Below are 21,507 nucleotides of genomic sequence, written 5' to 3' on the forward strand. Positions count from 1 at the left end.
TTTGTCCTGTGCGCGCTTAACGCATCAGCAACGTTTATAAATATACCAACTTTTTATGCATTCGTCAATAGTTTTTCAAAACTTTTTATATTTTATTTCAAAAAAGCTTTATTACTGCATATATTCATGCATAAACTATTAAAAAGCTACTCATTCGGATAGGATTTCATTGGTTCTGTGGAGTACTTTTTTGGACAAGGAGTTGTATTCATTGCATAAGTTGTCGCTCATGTCGTATATGCCATCAATATAGCCGGATGTATTTTTTTGCGGTTGGGCCATTTCTAATTGTGCGAGTAGCGGTGCTTTTAGGTCGCGCGCCACTTTTTCTCCACCACCTTGTCCGAACAGCTGGATGGACTCGCCATTAGTTTTTAGAGCGGTCATGTTTTCGATAACTCCTAAAATATGATGCCCGTTTTTCTCGGCCATGTAGCCTGCACGAGACGCAACTTGGGCAGCTGCAAAATGTGGCGTCGTGATAATAAGCTCGTAGCAAGACGGGAGAAGCGTGTGAATGTCAAGCGCTACGTCACCAGTCCCCGGCGGTAAATCGATAAGCAAGAAATCGAGCTCTCCCCACTTTACTTCTTCGAGAAACATTTTTACCATTTTACCGAGCATTGGACCGCGCCAAATAACCGGCTCGCCTTTTTCCACAAAAAAGTCCATCGAAATCATACTTACACCGTGTGTTTGAACAGGAATAATAAAATTTCCTTCTTTACGCGGGGCTGACATGTCTCCAAATAAGACAGGGAGGCTGAAGCCGTAAATATCTGCATCTAGCACGCCGACTTTTTTTCCTTGCCTAGCAAGTGCAGCAGCTAAATTGGCGGCGACTGTAGATTTGCCAACGCCACCTTTTCCGCTAGCTATCGCAATAAATTTCGTTTTACTTTCTTCTGATAAAATATTGTCACGTGCTTCCAAAATCCTCTCGATTGTTGCGGCCGGCAGATAGTCTAGCTCTAGGTCGATATTTTCAAAACTAAATTGCCCTAAAAGTTCTTTTATGTTTTGGGTGAAAGCAGCGGTTTCGATTTCTGGATCCGCAAGCGCTAACCGGATTCTTATTCCGTCTGGTTTTATAATCTCGATTTCAACGATGCCATTCGTTTCTTCAATTGTCGCCTCCAAAACCGGATCTACTAATCGCTCTAACAATTTGCCGACTTGCTGTTCATTTAACATACTTTCCCCTCCATAAAATGTATACGATTACATTATTATATCATAGGCAAACTTTTACTTGAAATTTTTGAACCGAAAATGGGTTTTTCTTTGTATAAATGATATATAGGAGGTAAAATATCGGAAAGGAGTGATAAAATGGCACAAATTTATCCATATTTGTCGTTTGAAAATGCAAAAGAAGCTTTAGAGTACTACGAAGAATTTTTCGGGGCAACAAACATTAGACGAGTGAAAGTTGAGCCAAATCAAGCTGAGGAATTCAATGTTCCGCTTGATAAAATTGATGATGCTACGATGCATGCGGAGTTTCGTATTTTAGGCGCCGAACTTTACTGTTCTGATTCGTTTGGCAATGATGTTGGGCCTACACGTCAAATCTCCATCATGCTCGATGTGAACTGGGAAGATGAAAAAGCTTTAAAAGAATCTAATGATTTTTTTGATAAGCTTGCAAAATCCGGTCAAGTTGAAATTTCCATGCCTTATGAGGAACAATTTTGGGGCGGTAAGATGGGGCAATTCGTCGATAAATACGGCATTACTTGGATGCTTCATGCACAGCCATATTCGGAAGTCGGCAAGGCATAAAACAACAGCGGTCAAATTTGACCGCTGTTGTTTTATTTAATTGCAATGCTCATGCTCGTGTTGTCGTTCCATTTGAATCGTGCAATGCGAGATATGGAATGCCGCCGCAAGCTCGGTTTGAATTTCTTCCAAAAGAACATCTCTATCGACTCCCTCCGCCACTTGCAAATGCACCGTAAGTGACGGGAAATCTGAAGTAATCGACCACACGTGTAAGTCATGCACAGAAACAACACCCTCTTGCTTTTGCAAAAAATGCTGAATTTGTTCAAAGTCCACGTTCGCAGGTTTTCCTTCCATTAGAACATCGACGGAGTCACGGAAAACACGAATGCCACTAACTAAAATCAAGGCAGCGACAATGACACTAGCAATTGGGTCGGCGATATTCCAGCCAAAGAAAATGATTAGCAACGCCGCAATTATCGCGCCTACAGAGCCAAGTAAATCTCCAAGGACATGTAGGAAAGCACTACGCATATTTAAATTTTCACTTGTATCTCCGCCTTTTATTAAAATAAAGGCAACTAAGACGTTTATAAGGAGACCAATGACGGAAATGGTCATCATGCCAGCGCCAACAACTTCTGGTGGAGCAAAAAAACGATGATAAGCTTCATAAAATATATATAGCGAAATGACAATTAGTGTCAGTCCGTTCAAAAAAGCGGCTAGTATTTCAAAACGTTTATAGCCGTAAGTCTTACGCGCGTTCGCCCGTTTCTCACCGAATTTAAACGCAAGTAAACTAAGCCCCAGCGCGGCAGCATCGCTAAGCATATGCCCAGCATCCGACAAGAGCGCCAAACTGTTGGTTAAAATTCCGCCGATAACCTCGACAATCATAAAAGTCGCGATGAGGAGAAAACAGATGAAAAGTGTTTTTTTGTTAGCGTTATGTGTGTGGTTGTGGCTATGACCGTGGTCATGCGAATGATTGTGATTAGACATTGGATCACTTCCCTTTTCTTTATATGTGTATATTAGCATATATACACTTTAAGTGCAAGAGGCAATGCGAAACAATCTTGTATTTAATTTAACAGCTAAAGATCTGGGGACTTAACAAGCTCACCGCGTGCAGATTTATAAGCTATCTCGCCATTTTTCAATGCCACTTTTTCAGGTTCAAACTCTTTACTTGTTTCTTTGATTATGATGTTCCAGCATAATACTAAAACTTCCCATCACATTGGATGGGAAGCCTGACTTAAACATAGCTATTATTCGTTCTATAAACTCTCTATAAAAGGTTCTATGATTTCCGCAAGGTGTTCTTGGCCTAAGTTATTTAAATGATTTTGAGATGCTTTATACATAAAACCTTCTGTAGCTAAATTCATTGAATCCATTTCATATAGATTTAAATGTTTAATATGATAACGATTACAAACACCTATTTCAGCATTAACGTAGGCATAATCAGGAATATCAAGTTTATTATTCGCCGGATACTGCGTGACGGCATACATCGATATAATTCCTATTTTTTTATTGGGAAACTTTTGAACCAGACCTTTCATAAGAACATCAAGCGCCCCGTAATATGTATCATTAGTAGTATCGTACTGGGTTCCAAGTGGTACATTCCTTTTAAAGTCATTAAAGCCTACAAATACCGTTATTAAATCCGCCTCATTAGCCATTCCTGCATAACGTTCACTCATCGGGTTTGAATTATTCGACACCGTAGAGCCGCTTATTCCATAATTATTAATTTTTTTAATATGCAACTTTTCCTGAATATAGTTATAATATTTTTTTGTTGCAAGAGTGTTAGTAGGATCCGTTAAGCTGTCCCCCATAACGTTCCAAGTTACGTTTGTCCAATCTGCCGCCTCAGCTGTATTCACTTTTACTACACTAACTAACAGGACAGGTAGTAGAAGTAAAACAAATAAAAATTTTTTCATTTTCGGTTCTCCTTTATGTAAATTAATTTGCTTTTTAAGCATACCATCAAACCATTTTTTTGTGTAAACATTTTATGAAAGAGGCAGAAAAAATGTTCAGGTTTATTTAGATGACCAAAAGGCAAAATTAGACAAAAAAAACCCGCTCTCCCAAAAATGGGAAGCGGGTTTAAAACGCATAAGATTAACGTTTTGAGAACTGAGGTGCACGGCGTGCGCCTTTGAGTCCGTACTTTTTACGTTCTTTCATACGTGGGTCACGAGTAAGTAGTCCAGCAGATTTAAGCGCAGGACGGTACTCAGGAGCCACTTGTAATAGTGCACGTGCAACGCCGTGACGGATGGCACCAGCTTGACCAGTGTATCCACCACCGTGAACGTTTACTAATACATCATAGTTACCTAAAGTTTCAGTTGCTACTAAAGGTTGTTTGATTACTTCACGTAGTGCAGCGAATGGGATGTAATCTTCCCAATCACGATTATTGATAACAACTTTGCCGTCGCCAGGTACTAAACGTACACGAGCTACAGAGCTTTTACGACGACCAGTTCCGTAATATTGTACTTCTGCCACGATAATTTCCCTCCTTTAATAATTAACCGCGTAATTCGTATACTTCTGGTTGTTGCGCTGCATGTTCATGCTCGCTTCCACCGTATACGTGTAATTTTTTAAATTGCCCACGCCCAAGAGAATTCTTTGGAAGCATACCTTTAACAGATAGCTCGATTAATTTCTCAGGATTGTTCGTACGCATTTCGCCTGCAGTACGGGATTTTAAACCGCCTGGATATTGAGAATGACGGTAATAAATTTTGTCAGTTGCTTTTTTACCAGTAAGACCAACCTTACCAGCGTTAATTACGATTACAAAATCTCCAGTATCAACATGTGGAGTAAATTGTGGTTTAGTTTTACCACGAAGAATTGATGCTACTTCGCTAGATAAACGACCTAGAGAAACACCTTCAGCGTCGATCACGTACCATTTACGTTCTACTTCGCCTGGTTTCGCCATATAAGTTGTACGCATGAGTTACCCTCCTAATAAATTAAAAATTGCGCCCAGAACCGTTCCTTGTTCCGAAACATCATAAAAATTTCTTACTATTGTTTTATTCAACACAACAACCTTCCGGGGCATATTGTGGGGTAAACAATACCATAGTCCATAATACAATTTTTGAGGATAAAAGTCAATGGGAATTCTAGAAAAAAATCACATTGATAGCGACACTTTAAACGGGGATACAGGAACCCCAGCTTCATTTACCAAATAACCTGCAGGGTGGTTTTCATACGCGTAAGTTACATTTTTCGTTTCAGGGGAAACGTCTACAAACAGACAATTTCCTTTTATGTGGAAAGAGGCAGAAACGCAATTTTCACCCATAAGTGTTAGTTTTTTTGCATGTTTAATCGTGATTTTATAGCGGTTCTCTGACAGTTTTTCCGCGCAATCCAGCACGGGACTTGTTTCTTTTTTTCTGTATAAAAAGGAGGTCCGCTCACCGATGACTCGTTTTGAGATGGGGTGAATGTTGTACGATTCGCCGCAATCAATTGTAACCACTAAGTGCAAATCCTTAAGCTTCCGCGTGACGCTTTCTTGTTTGGCGCGTAGTAGCGCCCAAGAGTCTTTTGGGGCATCCTGGTATTTTGGCAGTTGGATAATGAAAAACGGCTTATTTCCCAAATGGATACGCCATTCTTGGACCAATTTTTCTAATAAAAGGTCGTAAATGTCAGCGTTTTGTGCATCTTCTTCGCCTTGATACCATAGAACAGCGGAAAAATTCATTTTATATGTCTCTACGAACATTTTATTGTACAAAATTCCAGGTGCACGGTAGCTGTCAGGCGTTGCAGGAGGTGGCCAAGGTGTGTGCCCTACAATTTTTTTCACTTCTTGAAGCGTCAGTTCGGGGTGGTCTATGATGTATTTTTCACGTTTTGCTGTATAAACGGTAACCTTTTCTTCATAGTCTTCCAGTAAGCTCTTAAAATCTTGCGGATCTTTACCAGAGATTTCACATTCAAATGGCTGAATAAATCGTTCATTAAACAGCAAATTGGTTTGCAACACATTTTTCGAAAGCCAGCTCGAAATTGAGGTGCCACCTTTATAGCAGCCGACAATTCCAATTGGGACAGCAGGATTTTCTAGGTGTAGCTGTTTGGCGAAATAGTAAGCTACCGCAGAAATATTTCCGTTCACGTCTTCCCAATAAAACGGCTCTGCTTTTTCATCCAAAGGGGCTAAAAGGTTGTAAAAGCGGAGGTTCATGTTCTTGAAATTCGCGAGCTCTTTTTCGTACTCTGCATCCTGCTTTAGAGGGTATTCGATGTTGGACTGGCCGGAAACTAAGAAAACATCACCGAATAAACAGTCTTTTAAAAACACTTTTTTGTCTAAAGCGGAGATGACGATGTCTTTTGATGGGCCTGATTTGAACGCCCTTGCCACAACTTCAAAAGAGGAGGTTTGGTCTGCCTCAGAAGACCAAACCTCCTCTCCAATTTGAACTGTCACAACTACTCCTGGCTTAGCTTTCCCAAAAAAGCGTAGCGGCTCATCACGTTGCAAAACCATTCGATTTCTAAAGACTTTAGCAAGTTGAAAGCTCATTTAGTTGACCTCCAATTTTTTATAGAGCGCGCAAAATCGTTCTGCCATATCTATTGTCGTTGTCGCTGCCATAAAATGATCTTGCGAATGAATAAGCAAAATGCTTTTTTCAACTTCCGTATTATTCATTTCGCTTGTAAGCCAGTTTGTTTGAATCAAATGGGCGCCGTGCAATTCCTTTTTCGCTTGTCTAAGCATCACTTCCGCTTCTATAGCGTCACCCTCTTCTGCTTTTAAAATGGCTTTCATTGCTTGTGTTTTAGCATTTCCTGCAATAAAAATTAATTGCATCGCTTCTTCTAGCCTTTTTTCATCCATTTAAACATCCCCTAAACGCTTTTGATTCATTTGGTTTGCAATTTTAATAAACGGTAAATAAATAACGGTTGCAACAGCCAAATTGACGAGCTGTACAATGGCGCCGTTTATCGTCCCCGTAAAGAGCAGCCCTGAAATGAGCGGCGGCACCGTCCACGGAACGTTATTTGTAATAACATCTATAAATCCAATTTCCGTGAAAAATACGGCTAAATAAAAACAAATGGGTTGCACAATGACGAAAGGTACAAACATGATGGGGTTTAAAACAATTGGCAAACCAAATGTAATGGGCTCACTAATATTAAAGACAGCGGGCATTAACGCAATTTTAGCCACTTTCTTATCCGAATTTACTTTAGAAAAAATAAGTAGCGCAATGACTGGAGCAAGCGCAAATGTTCCTGCCGCAATGGTTGAAAAGTTCATAAACATTGTAGAATATAAATGTTTTGCGGTTCCCATTATATTTTCAGTATCGGCAACATTCCAAGTTACGCCAAATACTGGACCCCAAATTGATGTTGGGTGAATCCCAAACCACTGCAGAAGTGGCCAAGTGATTTGAACGACAAGCGCAAAGATGGCAGTTCCTGATATGGCCATGGCTGGTTTTTGTAAAATTTGCAGTAATAACTCTGGTAGTGAAACACCCGCTAAACCGACGCTAAGACCAGTTCCTGCAACGAAAACGGCTAAAGTAATAATTCCAGGAATTAGTGACTCAAAACTTCTAGCGACTGCAGGTGGTACAGAATCTGGCATTTTAATAACAAGATTCCTTTCTAGCACCTTATTATAAACCCACACCGCTAAACCACTAATTAAAAGTGCTGAAAAAACACCTTGCGTTCCTAAAAAATTAGAATTTAGCATTCCTGTAATTTCTACATTTTTAGTTCCCACCATATAATCATAGTTCCATGGTAAACAAATAAAAAATGCAGCCATCGCATATAAAACAGACGTCATATGTTCTTTATTTTTCGGAAAAAATTTCTTAGAAAAAGTATATGAAAATACGACTACGATGAGTAAAGAAAATACGGATAGTGCACCTTGAGAGAACAAATTGATAAGTGATTGTATGTAAACTAGTGTTTCAGCGAAATTTGAGTTTGCCCACGCATCCCAAGAACCGCTAATTAACTTACCTAAATGTAAACCTTGTTGCCCGAAAATCAGTCCATTCGGATCAAGGAAGACTGAACTGATCATGATTGCAAAACCTGCTATCATGGTGACTGCGGCTACTAAAATAAATGTATCACGAAGTGTTAACAGTAATTTATTCGCTGCGATTTTTCCCACAATTCGTGTAAAGGCCATTTGAAATTTCGAAAATTTTCCATCAGTCATTCGGGGCTCACCCCTTCATTTTCAAGCCTTTTGATGATTGAAACGCCGTCCATCGCGCCAAACTCAGCCATTGTTAAATCTACAACTTTTTTATCTGGATGTGCTGCTTTTACTTGTTCAAATGCCCAAGCAATTTGCGGGGCAATGATGATAACATCTACTTCATGTCCGATTTCATCAATCATCGCAAAATCATACGCCTCTACAGTTACATTTTTCACCCCTTTTGCATCATAAGCTTTTTGCATTTTCGACCCTACTAAACTCGTGGACATTCCACCACTACAAAACAGTGCTATTTTCATCATTAAAGACTCCTTGTATGTTAGTTTAGAAAACGTTTTCTTAAGTATTAGTATAACGTTTTATATAAATAAGTCAATACTTATTTATATAAGATATGACATATTTAGGAATAAAAAAAGAAAACCTATCTGGCTTTCTTTAAATAATATTTACTGTTTGAAATTTATATTCTCCTGTTTTAATTTTAGAAACAGAGTATTCACAAGGCTTCCCGTTATCCAAATACACAATTTGTTCCATTTCAAGAAGCGGAAAATTCCAATCGACTTCAAGCAATTGCTCTTCGCTTTTCGTTGGATGAGAAGCATTTAGCTGCCGATGAACACTTTTTGGTACGAGACCGATTTCATCTTTAACAAAATTATAAATGGATGTTGTTAAGACGTCCATCCGCATTCCTTGAATGAGTTGAATCGGCATATAACTCTGTTCAATCGCAAAAGGAGAATCGTTCTTTTTATGCAACCTACGTATGTCATAAACAAAATCAAAAGAGGAAATTTTAAGCTTTTCTGCAATTTCATCGGGTGATTTTATGACCGTAAAGTCAATAATCTCTGTTGTTATATCTTTCCCCGTGAAATTCTCTAACGTCGTTGCTTGTAGATTAGCACTCATTTCGGTGCCTTTTACATAACTTCCAGAACCTCTGCGTTTATATATGAGCCCTTCATTTACAAGCATATCCATCGCTTTTCTAATAGTAATTCTACTCGCACTATACGCCTTACACAAGTCTTTCTCAAACGGAAGTTGCTCATTTACTTCATAGGCACCTTCTTGGATTTTTCGCCTTATATCACTTGCAATCAATTCGTACTTTGTATCATTCATGCCTTACATCCTTTATAATTTGTCATATCTTTTACAAGTATATCATGTTTTATTTGAATAGAAAAATGAATCATAAAAAACGGCATGTAAATATAAGCCTTCTGGAGGTGCTGTCTTACTTTTTAAAGCTTTACGATTTTTGGCATGAAAGACGCGCAGAATATCTGCTTCACTAAGTTTGCCCTGCCCAGCATCTAATAGAGCACCAGTTAAAATCCGCACCATGTTATACAAAAAGCCGCTTCCTTGATAAGAAATCATGAGCGTCGTTTCATCGAGTTCGGTAATTTCGATATGGTAAATCGTTCGCACCTTGCTTTCTTGTTCAGCCCGCGCCGAACAAAAACTAGTGAAGTCGTGCTCCCCAATTAGGAGCTTAGCGACTGCAGCCATTTTTTCAATGTCTAGCGCATACGGGAAATGTAGCGCAAAATCCCTTTTAAACGGATTAAAGATTTTAGAACGATCGATAACGTAGCGGTACTCCTTACCAGTTACGTCGAAACGAGCATGAAAATCGTCTGGAACCTTTTCTACGGATAGAAAGCTAATGTCGCGCGGGGTTCCTGTTTGCAAGGCGATCCGAAATTTTTCCGGCTCGATTTGAAGCGGCGAATCAAAATGAATGACCTGCCCAGTTGCATGAACACCTGTGTCTGTCCGACCTGACGCAACAATCCGTCCAAAATTGCCTTTATGCATTTTTTTTAGCGCTTTTTCAATTTCTTCTTGTACTGTACGTCCATTCGGCTGTACTTGATAGCCAGAGAAATCACTGCCATCATAAGCAATAACCGCTTTATATCGCGTCACAAAAACGCCTCCTAATTTCTAAGTAATACTAATATCCCCGTCAAAATGATGAGCGAAATAAGTAAGCCAGTATCGGAAAAACGCCATTTGAGTAGACGGAATCTTGTCCGTCCGTGCCCTCCGCGGTAACCGCGTGCCTCCATTGCAACAGCCAAATCTTCCGCACGCTTAAATGCACTAATAAAAAGTGGAATAAGAAGTGGGACAATTGCTCGGATGCGGTCGCTAATTTTACCGCTTGTAAATTCAACACCGCGCGCTTTTTGTGCTTTCATTATTTTTTCCGTTTCATCCATCAAAGTCGGAATGAAGCGCAGCGAAATGCTAAGCATAAGAGCTAGTTCATGAACTGGAAGGCGAACAATTCGGAACGGCGCCAAAATTTTCTCCAGGCCGTCAGTAAGCTCTATCGGACTTGTGGTGAGCGTCAGAAGCGTTGTCATAAACACAATTAACACGAAGCGACAAAACATTTTAACCCCGTTCATAAGCCCAAGTGTCGTCACTTTAATCGGACCGAGTGCAAATAACGTTTCTCCCCCTTGCGTGAAAAAAACTTGAAGTAATAATGTTAAAAGAATTAGCCACATGATCGGTTGCAAGCCTTTTAGAAAGAAGAGAAAAGGAACTTTCGAAGTGAAAGCTAATGCTAGAACGTATATAAACAAGACTGCGTAGGTCAACCAATTGTTCGCTAAAAAAACAATGACAATAAACGCCATAACAGCCGTAATCTTAGCGCGCGGATCGATTTTATGTAACCACGAATCGCTCGGAATATACCGCCCTAAAATCATTTTATCCATCATAATAACGACTCATCCTTCGCTAAAAACGGCAAAATTTCCTGCAACAATTCCTCCATATTTAGACACGTTTTGGATAGCATCACATCAAATTTCCGCTCAAAATTCCGCTGAAACCGAACTACTTCTGGTACTAAAAGCCCCAAATTGAGCAGCTTCTCCGACTCCGCAAAAATCGTTCGGGGATCCCCGACCTGATTCACAGTGCCGTCTTTCATAAGCACAATCTTTTCAGCGTAACGTGCTGCATCTTCCATGCTATGCGTGACCAAGATGGTCGTCAATTTTTTATGTTGATGCAAGTCATAAAACATTTCCATAATTTCCTGACGTCCGTTTGGGTCAAGACCAGCTGTCGGCTCATCTAATACGAGGACTTCTGGCTCCATCGCAAGAACTCCAGCAATGGCGACACGCCGTTTTTGACCGCCCGAAAGTTCAAACGGAGAACGTTCCAAAATCGCGTCTGTTAATCCGACTTCTTGGATAACCTCACGCGCACGTTTTTCCGCCTCCTCTTTTGTCGCTCCAAAATTAAGCGGCCCAAACATAATATCTTTTAATACGGTTTCTTCAAACAATTGGGCCTCTGGAAACTGGAATACGATGCCCACGCGGCGACGAATATCGCGTAATTTTTTTTGCTTCACACCCGCAATCATTTCACGATCGAACAACGTTATTTTTCCCTCAGTAGGTAAAAGAAGTGCATTTAAGTGTTGTACAAGTGTCGACTTTCCAGATCCTGTATGGCCGATAACTGCCGTATAACTGCCAGTTTCAAAGGTCACATTAACGCGAGTGAGCGCACGTTTCTCAAAAGGGCTATTTTTTTGGTAACAATATCCTACTTGTTCGAGTTTGATTCCCATAATAAATTTAACAGCTCTCCTTCCGATAAAACTGGCTCCCCAATTGGAATCCCTTGCTTTTCTAGCTGTCCTTCTAATTCAACAATAAACGGAACGCCTAGACCAATTTTTTTCATTTCATCCGTATTTTTAAAAATTTCTTTTGGCGTGCCTTCTTTAAAATGCTCTCCATTATTCATCACAATGACCTTATCAGCATAAAGCACTTCATCCAAGTCGTGTGTAATGGAAATAACTGTAATATCTTCTTTTTCCCTAAGCCTGCGTATTGTTTCCATTACTTCAGCTCGGCCTCGCGGATCTAACATAGACGTTGCTTCATCCAAGATAATAACATCTGGTTTAAGTGCCAAAACCCCAGCAATGGCTACCCGTTGCTTCTGACCACCCGACAAACGCGCTGGCTCTTGCTCCTTATATTCTTGCATACCAACCTCACGTAGCGCCTCGCTCACACGCTCCACCATATCATCATGCGGTACGCCGTGGTTCTCTAAGCCGAAAGCAACGTCATCTTGCACAGTTGCGCCAACAAATTGATTATCGGGATTTTGAAAGACCATACCAACTTGTCTGCGAATATCCCAAATTGTTTTTTCCGACAAAACATAATGTCCGATTTTAATTAAACCCTTTTCTGGAAAAAGCAAACCATTTAAAAGTCTGGCAAGCGTTGATTTTCCAGAACCATTATGACCTACTAAAGCTAGCCATTCACCTTTTTTAACAGAAAAAGTTACGTCTTTTACTGCATAGTTCGACTCATCATCATATTTATAAAAAACGTGATCTATCTTCACAAAATCTTCTGCCATTATTCGCACCTCTTTCATACAGGCTACACCTTATTTATTATAGTATAAAGCGTCATAACACGCAAAGCCTGTTCTTAAAAACTTAGTCTTTTAGAAATAATTACGTTTTTGAACACAAAAAAACTCAAAGTAATGACTTTGAGTCTAGACAGAAATAAAAAAAGCCTGCGCCCACCCTGTTTTAAACAAAGGAAGGCGCACAGAGCTAGACAAGACAGGGTTTCCTGCTTATCATGACACTCTACTTGCTTTCATACATTTTCTATTAAACTAACTCGATAATTACCATTGGAGCACCGTCACCGCGACGAGGTCCTTTTTTGTAAATACGAGTGTAACCACCTTGACGATCAGCGTAACGAGGTGCTACATCATCAAATAGTTTTTGAAGCGCGTATACCGCTTGGTTTTTCTTCACAGTTTCACCTTTTTTGTTTGTTACGTCAACTTGTTTAACGTCAGCAACTTCATGGCGAACAAAAGCAGCAGCTTGACGACGAGCGTGCAAGTCACCTTTTTTACCGGAAGTAATAAGTTTTTCAACAACTTTACGAATCTCTTTAGCGCGAGCTTCAGTTGTTTCGATACGTTCATGTACGATTAAATCCGTTGCAAGATCACGTAGTAATGCTTTACGTTGTGAGCTCGTACGGCCTAATTTTCTGTAACCCATGGAATTCCCTCCTTACTTTTCTATCAGTTTTCGTTTCTTAGACCTAAGCCAAGGTCAGCAAGTTTAACTTTAACTTCCTCAAGAGATTTACGACCCAAGTTACGAACTTTCATCATATCATCTTCTGATTTGTCAGCTAATTCTTGTACAGTATTGATTCCAGCGCGTTTCAGACAGTTATAAGAACGAACAGAAAGATCCAATTCTTCAATTGTCATTTCAAGCACTTTCTCTTTATGGCTTTCTTCTTTTTCAATCATAATTTCTGCTTTTTGGGCTTCATCTGTTAAGTTAACAAAGATGCTCAAATGCTCAGAAAGGATTTTCGCACCAAGAGATACAGCTTCTTCTGGGCTAATACTTCCATCAGTCAAAACATCAAAAGTTAGCTTATCATAATTTGTCGATTGACCTACACGTGTATTTTCAACTTGATAATTCACACGAATTACTGGAGAAAAAATAGAATCTATTGGCAATACACCAATAGGCATACTTTCACGTTTGTTTTGGTCGGCTGGTGTATAACCACGCCCACGAGTGGCGTTTAAGCGTACATGGAATTTTGCGTTATCACTTAATGTAGCAATATGCAAATCTGGATTTAAAATTTCAACATCACTGTCATAATTAATATCTCCAGCAGTTACAACACCTGGTCCTTGCATATCAATTTCTAAAGTTTTTTCTTCATCAGAGTAAACTTTAAGTGCTAGTTTTTTGATATTTAAAATCATTGTTGTCACATCTTCAACTACACCTTCAATAACAGAAAACTCATGCAATGCACCATCAATTTGAATCGAAGTGACTGCAGCACCTGGTAGTGAAGATAATAGAATACGACGTAAGGAGTTACCCAAAGTTGTACCATATCCACGCTCAAGTGGTTCTACAACAAACTTTCCATACTTGGCATCATCGCTGATCTCAATCGTCTCGATTTTTGGCTTTTCAATTTCGATCATTCAAATTTACCCTCCTTCAAAACGTCTTATTTCCTAAATCTAGTCGAACCTCTTTACAAGTCTCACAATCGAAGTATAGAGTGGTATAAGAAATACGACTACTTATACACGACGACGTTTTGGAGGACGACAACCGTTGTGGGGAACTGGAGTTACATCTTTAATTGCTGTAACTTCAAGACCTGCTGCTTGAAGAGCACGAATCGCTGCTTCACGACCAGCACCTGGACCTTTAACAGTTACTTCTAAAGTTTTCAAGCCATGTTCTTGAGCTGATTTAGCTGCACTTTCAGCTGCCATTTGAGCTGCGAAAGGAGTAGATTTACGAGAACCTTTAAATCCTAAAGCACCAGCGCTAGACCAAGCTAAAGCATTTCCATGCGTGTCAGTAATCATTACAATCGTATTATTAAATGTAGAACGAATGTGTGCAATACCGCTTTCGATATTCTTTTTCACACGACGTTTACGAGTATTTGTTTTACGTGCCATTCACTTACTACCTCCTTTACTAACTTATTATTTCTTCTTACCTGCAACAGTCTTAGAAGGACCTTTACGAGTACGAGCATTATTTTTAGTATTTTGTCCACGAACGGGAAGTCCACGACGGTGACGCATACCACGGTAAGAACCGATTTCAATCAGACGTTTAATATTTAAGTTCACTTCACGACGAAGATCACCTTCTACTTTAATACGGTCAACGATTTCACGGATTTTACCTAATTCTTCTTCTGTTAAATCACGAGTACGAGTATCTTCAGAAACGCCTGCTTCTTTCAAAACTTGAATAGCCGTTTGTTTACCAATACCGTAAATGTAAGTCAGGGAAATAACAATACGTTTTTCACGTGGAACGTCCACACCTGCAATACGTGCCATTTAGTCAAGCACCTCCTTATATTATCCTTGTTTTTGCTTATGTTTAGGGTTTTCACAAATTACCATTACTTTACCTTTACGACGAATAACCTTACATTTTTCGCACATAGGTTTAACGGATGGTCTTACTTTCATATTCCATATACCTCCTTGTTTATTAGAGAAAGTGTCTCTATAAACCGATACTTACTAAGCTGGCGAACCAGACCGGTATATAAATTCAATTTCGGAGTGCAAATTATTTAAAACGATAAGTGATTCTTCCACGAGTTAAATCATACGGGGAAAGTTCAACTGTCACTTTGTCCCCAGGTAAAATACGGATGTAGTGCATACGAATTTTACCAGAAACAGTGGCAAGCACTTTATGACCATTTTCGAGTTCAACACTAAACATCGCATTTGGTAAAGTTTCTTGAACAACGCCTTCCACTTCGATTACATCTTCTTTAGCCATATGTTCGCTACCTCCTTCTCGGTTACTAGACCACTTGGTTACTAAATTTTATCAGTGTAAAACTTGATTACATGAAAAAACGGTAAACAAGCCAAAACTCGCCGCATATTGCAACGTTTTCGGTGTTTTTAGACAACCCGCAAAGTGAATCCGTAATGCCGAGATTTTGAACAAACATGCTCAAAGTTAAAGCTCGATATAATCTTTCGGATGATCTTCAAATGGTTCTCTCGTTCATCATGATTTGCTATGATGCTTTTATTCCACTGCCAATTATCCATTATACTACAATCCAATTGAATTTGCACGTATTAATTTGTTAGCAGGACAAGCATTTTCCACACTTAGAAAGAAGCAAGAATCTTATCCACATCCGCAAAAACGTCATTAATGTCTTGTTCACCGTTTACGTTGTGAAGCTTACCTGTTTCTTTGTAGAAATTAAGAAGAGGTTCTGTTTGTTTCATATTGACATTCAAGCGATTTTCAACAGTCTCTTTTTTGTCATCATCACGTTGATAAAGGTCTGTCCCGTCCACGTCACATTTTCCTGCAACTTTAGGAGGATTATAAATTTCATGATACGTGCGACCGCAAGTTTTACAAATCCAACGACCCGTTAAGCGTTTCATTAAAATTTCTTTTTCAACATTGATGTTAATAACAGCATCAAGTTCTGTTCCAAAATCTTTCAATATGCTCTCTAGCTCTTCAGCTTGTGCCACTGTACGCGGGAAGCCATCTAATAGAAAACCGTTTTTCGCATCATCTTGTGCTAAACGTTCACGAACAATACCATTTGTCACTTCATCGGGAACTAAATCACCTTTATCCATATAAGACTTAGCTTTTAGTCCTAAATCCGTTTCATTTTTCATCGCTTGGCGGAACATATCCCCTGTAGAAATATGAGGGATATTATATTTTTCAACAATTTTCTCAGCTTGAGTACCTTTTCCAGCTCCTGGTAGTCCCATTAATACTAATTTCAACTGTTTCGCTCCTCGGCTACGCGCAGGGGCCCTGCTAGGTAATCCTAAGCAAGTGCCTGCGTGTTATTTGATGAATCCACGATAATTCCGTTTTACAAGTTGACCTTCGAGTTGTTTCGTTGTATCAAGTGCTACACCGATTACGATTAGAAGACTTGTACCACCGATAGCAAGCGTTTGAGGAAGACCAAAAGCGGTCGTACCGATAGTTGGAATTACAGCAACTGCCGCTAGGAAAAGCGCACCAACAAATGTTAGACGGTAAAGTACCGAAGTAAGATATGCTTGTGTTTCTCTACCTGGGCGTTTACTAGGGATATATCCACCTTGCTTTTTCAAATTGTCAGCCACTTTTTCAGGGTTAACTTGAATGAAAGCATAGAAATAAGTGAATGCGATAATTAGTGCTACATATAAAATCATGCCGATTGGTTTTGTATAATCAAAAACATTTTTAAGCACAGCAACAACTTCATTGCTACTATCAAAGAAAGTAAGAATAGTTTGCGGTGTAATAATAAACGCACTCGCAAAGATTACCGGAATAACCCCAGCAGAGTTCAGTTTAAGTGGCAAGTGAGTCGCCTGAGCACCAGCTTGTTTGTTGCCTGCAACACGTTTTGAATATTGAATCGGGATTTTACGTAAAGCTTGTTGGAAGTAAATAACCACAACTACAATGAGAAGTGCAGCTAATGCAATTCCAGCAAGAACTAAAATGTGAAGGAAAAGCTGATCTCCAGCACCTTCGATTTGTTGTACATAAACTTGACGAACACCATCAGGAATACGTGCAACGATACCAGCAAAGATAATAATGGAAACTCCATTACCCACACCTTTAACTGTAATTTGTTCCCCTAACCACATTAGGAACATTGTACCTGTCATCAGTACAATCGCAATTAGAATGTATTGCGGAATTGATGCATTAAAAATCAAAGTAGAGCCAGAAAGTCTGTTAAAGCCGTAAGCCATACCAAATGCTTCTATTAACCCTAAAATGATTGTTAAATAACGAGTGAGTTGGTTGAGTTTTTTACGACCCATTTCCCCTTGTTTTGCCCATTCCGTAAGTTTAGGAACAACATCCATTTGTAATAGTTGAACAATGATGGACGCCGTAATATACGGCATAACGCCCATTGCTAAAACGGAGAAGTTTTTTAATGCTCCACCATTAAATGTATTTAGAAAGCCAAAAATACCGCCTTCCATCGTTTGTTGCAATGCAGCAGCATTCACCCCAGGCACGGGCACGAATGTTCCGATACGGAAAATAATTAGCATTGCAATGGTGAAAAGAATTTTTTTACGGATATCAGCTACTCTAAAGAAGTTGACTAACGTCGAAAACATTAGATCACCTCGGTTTTCCCACCAGCGGCTTCAATTGCTTCCTTAGCAGCTGTGGAAAATTTATTTGCTTTCACTGTAAGTTTTTTCTCGATAGATCCATTTGATAGAATCTTAATACCAGATTTCGCATTACGCACAACACCAGTTTCAATTAATAATTCTGGTGTTACTTCTGTACCATCTTCAAAGCGATTTAAAACATCTAAATTCACAACTGCAAATTCTTTACGGTTGATGTTCGTAAATCCACGTTTTGGTATACGGCGGAATAATGGAAGTTGTCCACCTTCAAAACCTAAACGCACACCACCGCCGGAACGAGCTTTTTGCCCTTTATGTCCACGACCGGAAGTTTTACCGTTACCAGAGCCTGTACCACGACCAACACGATTACGCTCCTTGCGAGAACCTTCAGCAGGTTTAAGTTCGTGTAGTTTCATGTCAAGCACCTCCTCCTAATTCTAGTTTATTACATTTGAAAATTTCGCTTAAACTTCTTTAACGTCCAGAAGATGACTAACTTTGTTAATCATCCCACGAATTGCAGGATTATCTTCTTTAACGACAACGGAATTTGTTTTACCAAGACCTAATGCTTGAACAGTTTTACGTTGTGGTTCGGGACGACCGATTAAGCTACGTTTTAGAGTGATTTCTAATTTAGCCATAATGATAATTCCCTCCTTATCCTAGCAATTCTTCTACAGTTTTACCGCGAAGTTTTGCAACTTCTTCAGCTTTTTTAAGTTGTTTAATACCGTCGATTGTAGCACGCACCATGTTAATAGGTGTATTTGATCCAAGTGATTTGGAAGATACATCTGCAACACCAGCAAGCTCAAGTACGGCACGAACAGGACCACCAGCAGTTACACCAGAACCGGCGCTTGCAGGTTTAAGAAGGATTTCTCCTCCACCGAAGTGACCTACAACTGTATGCGGAATTGTTGTGTCAACAGTTGGTACGAATACCATGTTTTTCTTCGCATCTTCAACAGCTTTACGAATAGCGTCTGGAACTTCTTGTGCTTTACCAGTACCGAAGCCCACGTGACCGTTTTTATCACCAACAACAACAAGTGCTGTGAAGCGGAAACGACGACCACCTTTAACTACTTTAGCAACACGGTTGATTGTAACAACGCGTTCTTCTAAATCTAATTTGTTTCCATCAATAATTTCAGCCATGCAAGGTTTCCCTCCTTCTTATTAGAATTGTAATCCGTTTTCACGAGCAGCTTCAGCAAGAGCTTTTACGCGACCATGATATAAGTAGCCTCCGCGGTCGAATACAACAGCAGAAATTCCTTTTTCAGAAGCACGTTTTGCGACTAATTCGCCAACTTTGCTAGCAGCATCAACTTTTGATTCGCTAGATGCGAAATCTTTATCTAAATTCGATGCACTTACAAGTGTTACGCCATTTACATCGTCAATTAATTGAGCATAAATATTTTTATTAGAACGAAAAACGTTTAAACGCGGACGACTTTCAGTTCCAGTAATTTTAGAACGAACACGAGCATGTCTTTTTTTACGAACTTTATTTTTGTCGATTTTGGTAATCACACGACTCACCTCTTCTCTAAATAGCCTATGCGGCATTATTTACCAGTTTTACCTTCTTTGCGGCGTACATATTCACCTTCATAGCGGATACCTTTACCTTTATATGGTTCAGGCGGACGCACAGCGCGAATGTTCGCAGCTAGTTCACCAACGTGTTCTTTATTGAAGCCTTTAACAATGATTTTCGTATTTGCAGGAACATCAATTTCTACACCTTTTGGCGCTTCGAATTCTACTGGATGAGAGTAACCTACATTAAGAACAAGTTTAGAACCTTGCTTTTGTGCACGGTAACCGACACCGATTAATTCTAAAGTTTTTTCGTAGCCTTCAGACACTCCGACAACCATGTTATTTAAGATTGCACGAGTCGTACCATGAAGAGCACGATGAGTTTTATTATCAGTTGGACGGGAAATGTTAATTTCGCTTCCTTCAATATCAATTTTAATATCTGGATTAAACTCTTTAACGAGTTCACCTTTAGGACCTTTAACTGTAGCCTTAGCTCCGTCAAGTGTAACAGTTACACCGGCAGGAATTGTAATAGGCTTTTTACCGATACGGGACATTTTCCGCACCTCCTTGTGTTATATATTTCTTACCAAACGTATGCTAGAACTTCTCCGCCAACTTGTTTAGCGCGAGCTTCTTTATCAGTCAAAACACCTTGAGAAGTTGATACGATTGCGATACCAAGACCGTTAAGTACTTTAGGCACCTCATTTGATTTAGCGTATACACGCAGACCTGGTTTACTGATACGTTTCAAACCAGTGATTACACGTTCGCCAGACGGACTATATTTTAAGAAAACACGGATAGTACCTTGTTTGTCGTCTTCGATATACTCAACATCGCGTACAAAACCTTCACGTTTCAAGATTTCAGCGATTTCTTTCTTGATTTTAGATGCAGGTAATTCTAATTTATCATGCTTTACCATGTTCGCATTACGGATACGAGTTAGAAAATCTGCAATTGGATCTGTCATCACCATGTGTAATTACCCTCCTTCCTTAAACTTTAACTTACCAGCTTGCTTTTTTTACGCCGGGAATTTGACCTTTATAGGCAAGTTCACGGAAACAAATACGGCATAATTTGAATTTGCGAATAACGGAATGTGGACGTCCACAACGTTCGCAACGAGTATACGCTTGAACTGCGAATTTTGGTTCGCGTTTTTGCTTAGCGATCATTGACTTTTTAGCCACGTTTTCGCCTCCCTACTTTTAATTATTGATTATTTTTGAAACGGCATTCCAGCTAGAGTTAATAACTCACGGGATTCTTCATCAGTTTTGGCAGTTGTAACAATAACTACATCCATACCTCGAACTTTAGACACTTGATCATAATCAATTTCAGGGAAAATTAATTGTTCTCTCACACCCAGCGTATAGTTTCCACGGCCGTCGAAAGCTTTTTTCGAAACACCACGGAAGTCACGTACACGTGGAAGCGAAACAGTAATTAATTTGTCTAAGAAATCATACATACGCTCACCACGAAGCGTTACTTTAGCGCCAATTGGCATTCCTTCACGAAGACGGAAACCAGCGATAGAGTTTTTTGCTTTTGTGATTACAGGTTTTTGACCAGTGATTAAAGCTAATTCTTCAACAGCACTGTCTAAAACTTTAGCGTTTGCTACTGCGTCACCAACACCAGTGTTGATTACGATTTTTTCAATTTTTGGTACTTCCATAACGGAAGAATAGTTAAACTTGCTCATCATAGCAGGAACAATTTCCTTAAGATAGCGATCTTTAAGGCGATTCATGTAATGTTGCCTCCTTCCTCAAATACTTATTTATCGATTACTTCACCGGATTTTTTAGCTACACGTACTTTTTTATCGCCTTTTACTTCATAGCCTACACGAGTAGGTTCGCCAGTTTTAGGATCGATAAGCATTACGTTTGATACGTGAATTGGTGCCTCAACATTCAAGATTCCACCTTGTGGATTGATGTTGGAAGGTTTCGTATGTTTTTTCACCATGTTGATTCCTTCAACAATTACACGATCTTTTTTTGGAAATGCAGCAAGGATTTTGCCGGATTTGCCTTTATCTTTACCAGTAATAACTTGTACTTTATCACCTTTTTTGACATGCATTAGTCTTAGCACCTCCTTGGTTTGAA

General features: G+C 39.5%; 32 protein-coding genes. 1 reads left to right on the forward strand and 31 read right to left on the reverse strand.

Annotation, left to right across the window (positions count from 1 at the left end; translation table 11 throughout):
- Positions 1 to 150 precede the first annotated feature (150 nt).
- Entirely contained in the window at positions 151 to 1,194 is a 1,044-nt protein-coding gene (locus R8923_RS10620; RefSeq protein WP_485872754.1) for a P-loop NTPase, read from the reverse strand.
- A gap of 138 nt (positions 1,195 to 1,332) precedes the next feature.
- Here R8923_RS10620 and R8923_RS10625 point away from each other — a divergent pair, with 138 nt between their 5' ends.
- The gene (locus R8923_RS10625; RefSeq protein ID WP_485872755.1) at positions 1,333 to 1,785 is read left to right on the forward strand and encodes a VOC family protein; all 453 of its coding nucleotides are present in this window, start codon (positions 1,333 to 1,335) and stop codon (positions 1,783 to 1,785) included.
- A 36-nt stretch (positions 1,786 to 1,821) separates the two neighbouring features.
- Here R8923_RS10625 and R8923_RS10630 read toward each other — a convergent pair whose 3' ends face one another.
- From R8923_RS10630 to rplX, 30 genes are all read right to left on the reverse strand, one after another.
- Positions 1,822 to 2,736, reverse strand: a complete 915-nt coding sequence (locus R8923_RS10630) for a cation diffusion facilitator family transporter (protein WP_485872756.1) — start codon at positions 2,734 to 2,736, stop codon at positions 1,822 to 1,824.
- Positions 2,737 to 3,017: 281 nt separating this feature from the next.
- A complete protein-coding gene (locus R8923_RS10635; protein WP_485872757.1) occupies positions 3,018 to 3,740 on the reverse strand; it encodes an SGNH/GDSL hydrolase family protein in 723 nt (240 codons plus the stop codon).
- A gap of 142 nt (positions 3,741 to 3,882) precedes the next feature.
- Positions 3,883 to 4,275 (reverse strand): 30S ribosomal protein S9, encoded by a 393-nt coding sequence (gene rpsI / locus R8923_RS10640; protein WP_007474648.1) that lies wholly within the window; start codon positions 4,273 to 4,275, stop codon positions 3,883 to 3,885.
- A gap of 22 nt (positions 4,276 to 4,297) precedes the next feature.
- Positions 4,298 to 4,735, reverse strand: a complete 438-nt coding sequence (gene rplM, locus R8923_RS10645; protein WP_485872758.1) for a 50S ribosomal protein L13 — start codon at positions 4,733 to 4,735, stop codon at positions 4,298 to 4,300.
- Between the two features lie 186 nt (positions 4,736 to 4,921).
- Positions 4,922 to 6,331, reverse strand: a complete 1,410-nt coding sequence (locus tag R8923_RS10650; protein ID WP_485872759.1) for a sialate O-acetylesterase — start codon at positions 6,329 to 6,331, stop codon at positions 4,922 to 4,924.
- Positions 6,332 to 6,649 (reverse strand): PTS lactose/cellobiose transporter subunit IIA, encoded by a 318-nt coding sequence (locus R8923_RS10655; RefSeq protein ID WP_485872760.1) that lies wholly within the window; start codon positions 6,647 to 6,649, stop codon positions 6,332 to 6,334. It lies immediately after the preceding gene.
- Positions 6,650 to 8,008, reverse strand: coding sequence for a PTS sugar transporter subunit IIC (locus R8923_RS10660; protein WP_485872761.1), 1,359 nt, complete (start codon positions 8,006 to 8,008; stop codon positions 6,650 to 6,652).
- Positions 8,005 to 8,316, reverse strand: a complete 312-nt coding sequence (locus R8923_RS10665) for a PTS sugar transporter subunit IIB (protein ID WP_485872762.1) — start codon at positions 8,314 to 8,316, stop codon at positions 8,005 to 8,007. The genes R8923_RS10660 and R8923_RS10665 overlap by 4 nt, the downstream gene beginning before the upstream one ends.
- A 136-nt stretch (positions 8,317 to 8,452) precedes the next feature.
- Positions 8,453 to 9,148 (reverse strand): GntR family transcriptional regulator, encoded by a 696-nt coding sequence (locus R8923_RS10670; RefSeq protein ID WP_485872763.1) that lies wholly within the window; start codon positions 9,146 to 9,148, stop codon positions 8,453 to 8,455.
- A 42-nt stretch (positions 9,149 to 9,190) separates the two neighbouring features.
- A complete protein-coding gene (gene truA / locus R8923_RS10675; RefSeq protein WP_485872764.1) occupies positions 9,191 to 9,961 on the reverse strand; it encodes a tRNA pseudouridine(38-40) synthase TruA in 771 nt (256 codons plus the stop codon).
- A gap of 11 nt (positions 9,962 to 9,972) precedes the next feature.
- Positions 9,973 to 10,770, reverse strand: a complete 798-nt coding sequence (locus R8923_RS10680) for an energy-coupling factor transporter transmembrane component T family protein (RefSeq protein WP_485872765.1) — start codon at positions 10,768 to 10,770, stop codon at positions 9,973 to 9,975.
- Positions 10,767 to 11,639, reverse strand: a complete 873-nt coding sequence (locus R8923_RS10685) for an energy-coupling factor ABC transporter ATP-binding protein (protein ID WP_485872766.1) — start codon at positions 11,637 to 11,639, stop codon at positions 10,767 to 10,769. The genes R8923_RS10680 and R8923_RS10685 overlap by 4 nt, the downstream gene beginning before the upstream one ends.
- Positions 11,615 to 12,454: an energy-coupling factor ABC transporter ATP-binding protein gene (locus R8923_RS10690; protein ID WP_485872767.1), complete on the reverse strand. Its 840-nt coding sequence runs from the start codon at positions 12,452 to 12,454 to the stop codon at positions 11,615 to 11,617. The genes R8923_RS10685 and R8923_RS10690 overlap by 25 nt, the downstream gene beginning before the upstream one ends.
- Before the next feature lie 265 nt (positions 12,455 to 12,719).
- A complete protein-coding gene (gene rplQ / locus R8923_RS10695) occupies positions 12,720 to 13,127 on the reverse strand; it encodes a 50S ribosomal protein L17 (RefSeq protein ID WP_088810716.1) in 408 nt (135 codons plus the stop codon).
- A gap of 23 nt (positions 13,128 to 13,150) precedes the next feature.
- Positions 13,151 to 14,095, reverse strand: a complete 945-nt coding sequence (locus R8923_RS10700; protein ID WP_007474660.1) for a DNA-directed RNA polymerase subunit alpha — start codon at positions 14,093 to 14,095, stop codon at positions 13,151 to 13,153.
- A gap of 102 nt (positions 14,096 to 14,197) precedes the next feature.
- Positions 14,198 to 14,587 carry a 30S ribosomal protein S11 gene (rpsK, locus tag R8923_RS10705; protein WP_007474662.1) on the reverse strand — a complete coding sequence of 130 codons (390 nt, stop codon included), beginning with the start codon at positions 14,585 to 14,587 and terminating at the stop codon, positions 14,198 to 14,200.
- Positions 14,588 to 14,614: 27 nt separating this feature from the next.
- Positions 14,615 to 14,980 carry a 30S ribosomal protein S13 gene (rpsM, locus tag R8923_RS10710; RefSeq protein ID WP_007474664.1) on the reverse strand — a complete coding sequence of 122 codons (366 nt, stop codon included), beginning with the start codon at positions 14,978 to 14,980 and terminating at the stop codon, positions 14,615 to 14,617.
- Positions 14,981 to 15,001: 21 nt separating this feature from the next.
- Positions 15,002 to 15,115, reverse strand: a complete 114-nt coding sequence (gene rpmJ / locus R8923_RS10715; RefSeq protein WP_003720928.1) for a 50S ribosomal protein L36 — start codon at positions 15,113 to 15,115, stop codon at positions 15,002 to 15,004.
- A gap of 103 nt (positions 15,116 to 15,218) precedes the next feature.
- Entirely contained in the window at positions 15,219 to 15,437 is a 219-nt protein-coding gene (gene infA, locus R8923_RS10720; RefSeq protein ID WP_485872768.1) for a translation initiation factor IF-1, read from the reverse strand.
- 344 nt (positions 15,438 to 15,781) lie between these two features.
- Entirely contained in the window at positions 15,782 to 16,429 is a 648-nt protein-coding gene (locus R8923_RS10725) for an adenylate kinase (RefSeq protein WP_485872769.1), read from the reverse strand.
- A 63-nt stretch (positions 16,430 to 16,492) separates the two neighbouring features.
- Positions 16,493 to 17,788, reverse strand: coding sequence for a preprotein translocase subunit SecY (gene secY, locus R8923_RS10730; RefSeq protein WP_485872770.1), 1,296 nt, complete (start codon positions 17,786 to 17,788; stop codon positions 16,493 to 16,495).
- Positions 17,788 to 18,228 (reverse strand): 50S ribosomal protein L15, encoded by a 441-nt coding sequence (gene rplO, locus R8923_RS10735; protein ID WP_485872771.1) that lies wholly within the window; start codon positions 18,226 to 18,228, stop codon positions 17,788 to 17,790. The genes secY and rplO overlap by 1 nt, the downstream gene beginning before the upstream one ends.
- A 48-nt stretch (positions 18,229 to 18,276) precedes the next feature.
- The gene (rpmD, locus tag R8923_RS10740; RefSeq protein WP_007474793.1) at positions 18,277 to 18,456 is read right to left on the reverse strand and encodes a 50S ribosomal protein L30; all 180 of its coding nucleotides are present in this window, start codon (positions 18,454 to 18,456) and stop codon (positions 18,277 to 18,279) included.
- Positions 18,457 to 18,472: 16 nt separating this feature from the next.
- Positions 18,473 to 18,976: a 30S ribosomal protein S5 gene (gene rpsE, locus R8923_RS10745; RefSeq protein ID WP_007474795.1), complete on the reverse strand. Its 504-nt coding sequence runs from the start codon at positions 18,974 to 18,976 to the stop codon at positions 18,473 to 18,475.
- A gap of 21 nt (positions 18,977 to 18,997) precedes the next feature.
- Positions 18,998 to 19,357: a 50S ribosomal protein L18 gene (rplR, locus tag R8923_RS10750; RefSeq protein ID WP_088810711.1), complete on the reverse strand. Its 360-nt coding sequence runs from the start codon at positions 19,355 to 19,357 to the stop codon at positions 18,998 to 19,000.
- Between the two features lie 35 nt (positions 19,358 to 19,392).
- On the reverse strand, positions 19,393 to 19,929 hold the full coding sequence (gene rplF / locus R8923_RS10755; RefSeq protein ID WP_088810710.1) for a 50S ribosomal protein L6: 537 nt from the start codon (positions 19,927 to 19,929) through the stop codon (positions 19,393 to 19,395).
- Between the two features lie 29 nt (positions 19,930 to 19,958).
- Positions 19,959 to 20,357, reverse strand: a complete 399-nt coding sequence (rpsH, locus tag R8923_RS10760) for a 30S ribosomal protein S8 (RefSeq protein ID WP_007474801.1) — start codon at positions 20,355 to 20,357, stop codon at positions 19,959 to 19,961.
- A 31-nt stretch (positions 20,358 to 20,388) separates the two neighbouring features.
- Positions 20,389 to 20,574: a type Z 30S ribosomal protein S14 gene (locus tag R8923_RS10765; RefSeq protein ID WP_007474803.1), complete on the reverse strand. Its 186-nt coding sequence runs from the start codon at positions 20,572 to 20,574 to the stop codon at positions 20,389 to 20,391.
- Between the two features lie 29 nt (positions 20,575 to 20,603).
- Positions 20,604 to 21,143: a 50S ribosomal protein L5 gene (gene rplE / locus R8923_RS10770; RefSeq protein ID WP_007542993.1), complete on the reverse strand. Its 540-nt coding sequence runs from the start codon at positions 21,141 to 21,143 to the stop codon at positions 20,604 to 20,606.
- 26 nt (positions 21,144 to 21,169) lie between these two features.
- Complete coding sequence (gene rplX / locus R8923_RS10775) at positions 21,170 to 21,481, reverse strand: 50S ribosomal protein L24 (RefSeq protein ID WP_007474807.1); 312 nt, start codon at positions 21,479 to 21,481, stop codon at positions 21,170 to 21,172.
- Positions 21,482 to 21,507: the final 26 nt, after the last annotated feature.

Source organism: Listeria tempestatis, from assembly GCF_963575625.1.
GTDB classification, from domain to species: Bacteria; Bacillota; Bacilli; order Lactobacillales; family Listeriaceae; genus Listeria; species Listeria tempestatis.

Coding starts and splice junctions, on each gene's coding strand:
- rplX (WP_007474807.1), bottom strand. CDS start 21,481: ATGCATGTCAAAAAAGGTGATAAAGTACAAGTTATTACTGGTAAAGAT.
- R8923_RS10625 (WP_485872755.1), top strand. CDS start 1,333: ATGGCACAAATTTATCCATATTTGTCGTTTGAAAATGCAAAAGAAGCT.
- R8923_RS10620 (WP_485872754.1), bottom strand. CDS start 1,194: ATGTTAAATGAACAGCAAGTCGGCAAATTGTTAGAGCGATTAGTAGAT.
- R8923_RS10655 (WP_485872760.1), bottom strand. CDS start 6,649: ATGGATGAAAAAAGGCTAGAAGAAGCGATGCAATTAATTTTTATTGCA.
- R8923_RS10670 (WP_485872763.1), bottom strand. CDS start 9,148: ATGAATGATACAAAGTACGAATTGATTGCAAGTGATATAAGGCGAAAA.
- rplE (WP_007542993.1), bottom strand. CDS start 21,143: ATGAATCGCCTTAAAGATCGCTATCTTAAGGAAATTGTTCCTGCTATG.
- infA (WP_485872768.1), bottom strand. CDS start 15,437: ATGGCTAAAGAAGATGTAATCGAAGTGGAAGGCGTTGTTCAAGAAACT.
- rpmD (WP_007474793.1), bottom strand. CDS start 18,456: ATGGCTAAATTAGAAATCACTCTAAAACGTAGCTTAATCGGTCGTCCC.
- rpsE (WP_007474795.1), bottom strand. CDS start 18,976: ATGGCTGAAATTATTGATGGAAACAAATTAGATTTAGAAGAACGCGTT.
- R8923_RS10685 (WP_485872766.1), bottom strand. CDS start 11,639: ATGGGAATCAAACTCGAACAAGTAGGATATTGTTACCAAAAAAATAGC.
- rplO (WP_485872771.1), bottom strand. CDS start 18,228: ATGAAACTACACGAACTTAAACCTGCTGAAGGTTCTCGCAAGGAGCGT.
- R8923_RS10650 (WP_485872759.1), bottom strand. CDS start 6,331: ATGAGCTTTCAACTTGCTAAAGTCTTTAGAAATCGAATGGTTTTGCAA.
- rplF (WP_088810710.1), bottom strand. CDS start 19,929: ATGTCCCGTATCGGTAAAAAGCCTATTACAATTCCTGCCGGTGTAACT.
- rpsH (WP_007474801.1), bottom strand. CDS start 20,357: ATGGTGATGACAGATCCAATTGCAGATTTTCTAACTCGTATCCGTAAT.
- rplM (WP_485872758.1), bottom strand. CDS start 4,735: ATGCGTACAACTTATATGGCGAAACCAGGCGAAGTAGAACGTAAATGG.
- rpsM (WP_007474664.1), bottom strand. CDS start 14,980: ATGGCACGTATTGCAGGTGTGGACGTTCCACGTGAAAAACGTATTGTT.
- R8923_RS10700 (WP_007474660.1), bottom strand. CDS start 14,095: ATGATCGAAATTGAAAAGCCAAAAATCGAGACGATTGAGATCAGCGAT.
- R8923_RS10690 (WP_485872767.1), bottom strand. CDS start 12,454: ATGGCAGAAGATTTTGTGAAGATAGATCACGTTTTTTATAAATATGAT.
- rpsK (WP_007474662.1), bottom strand. CDS start 14,587: ATGGCACGTAAAACAAATACTCGTAAACGTCGTGTGAAAAAGAATATC.
- R8923_RS10660 (WP_485872761.1), bottom strand. CDS start 8,008: ATGACTGATGGAAAATTTTCGAAATTTCAAATGGCCTTTACACGAATT.
- rplQ (WP_088810716.1), bottom strand. CDS start 13,127: ATGGGTTACAGAAAATTAGGCCGTACGAGCTCACAACGTAAAGCATTA.
- R8923_RS10635 (WP_485872757.1), bottom strand. CDS start 3,740: ATGCTTAAAAAGCAAATTAATTTACATAAAGGAGAACCGAAAATGAAA.
- secY (WP_485872770.1), bottom strand. CDS start 17,788: ATGTTTTCGACGTTAGTCAACTTCTTTAGAGTAGCTGATATCCGTAAA.
- R8923_RS10680 (WP_485872765.1), bottom strand. CDS start 10,770: ATGATGGATAAAATGATTTTAGGGCGGTATATTCCGAGCGATTCGTGG.
- R8923_RS10665 (WP_485872762.1), bottom strand. CDS start 8,316: ATGATGAAAATAGCACTGTTTTGTAGTGGTGGAATGTCCACGAGTTTA.
- rpmJ (WP_003720928.1), bottom strand. CDS start 15,115: ATGAAAGTAAGACCATCCGTTAAACCTATGTGCGAAAAATGTAAGGTT.
- R8923_RS10630 (WP_485872756.1), bottom strand. CDS start 2,736: ATGTCTAATCACAATCATTCGCATGACCACGGTCATAGCCACAACCAC.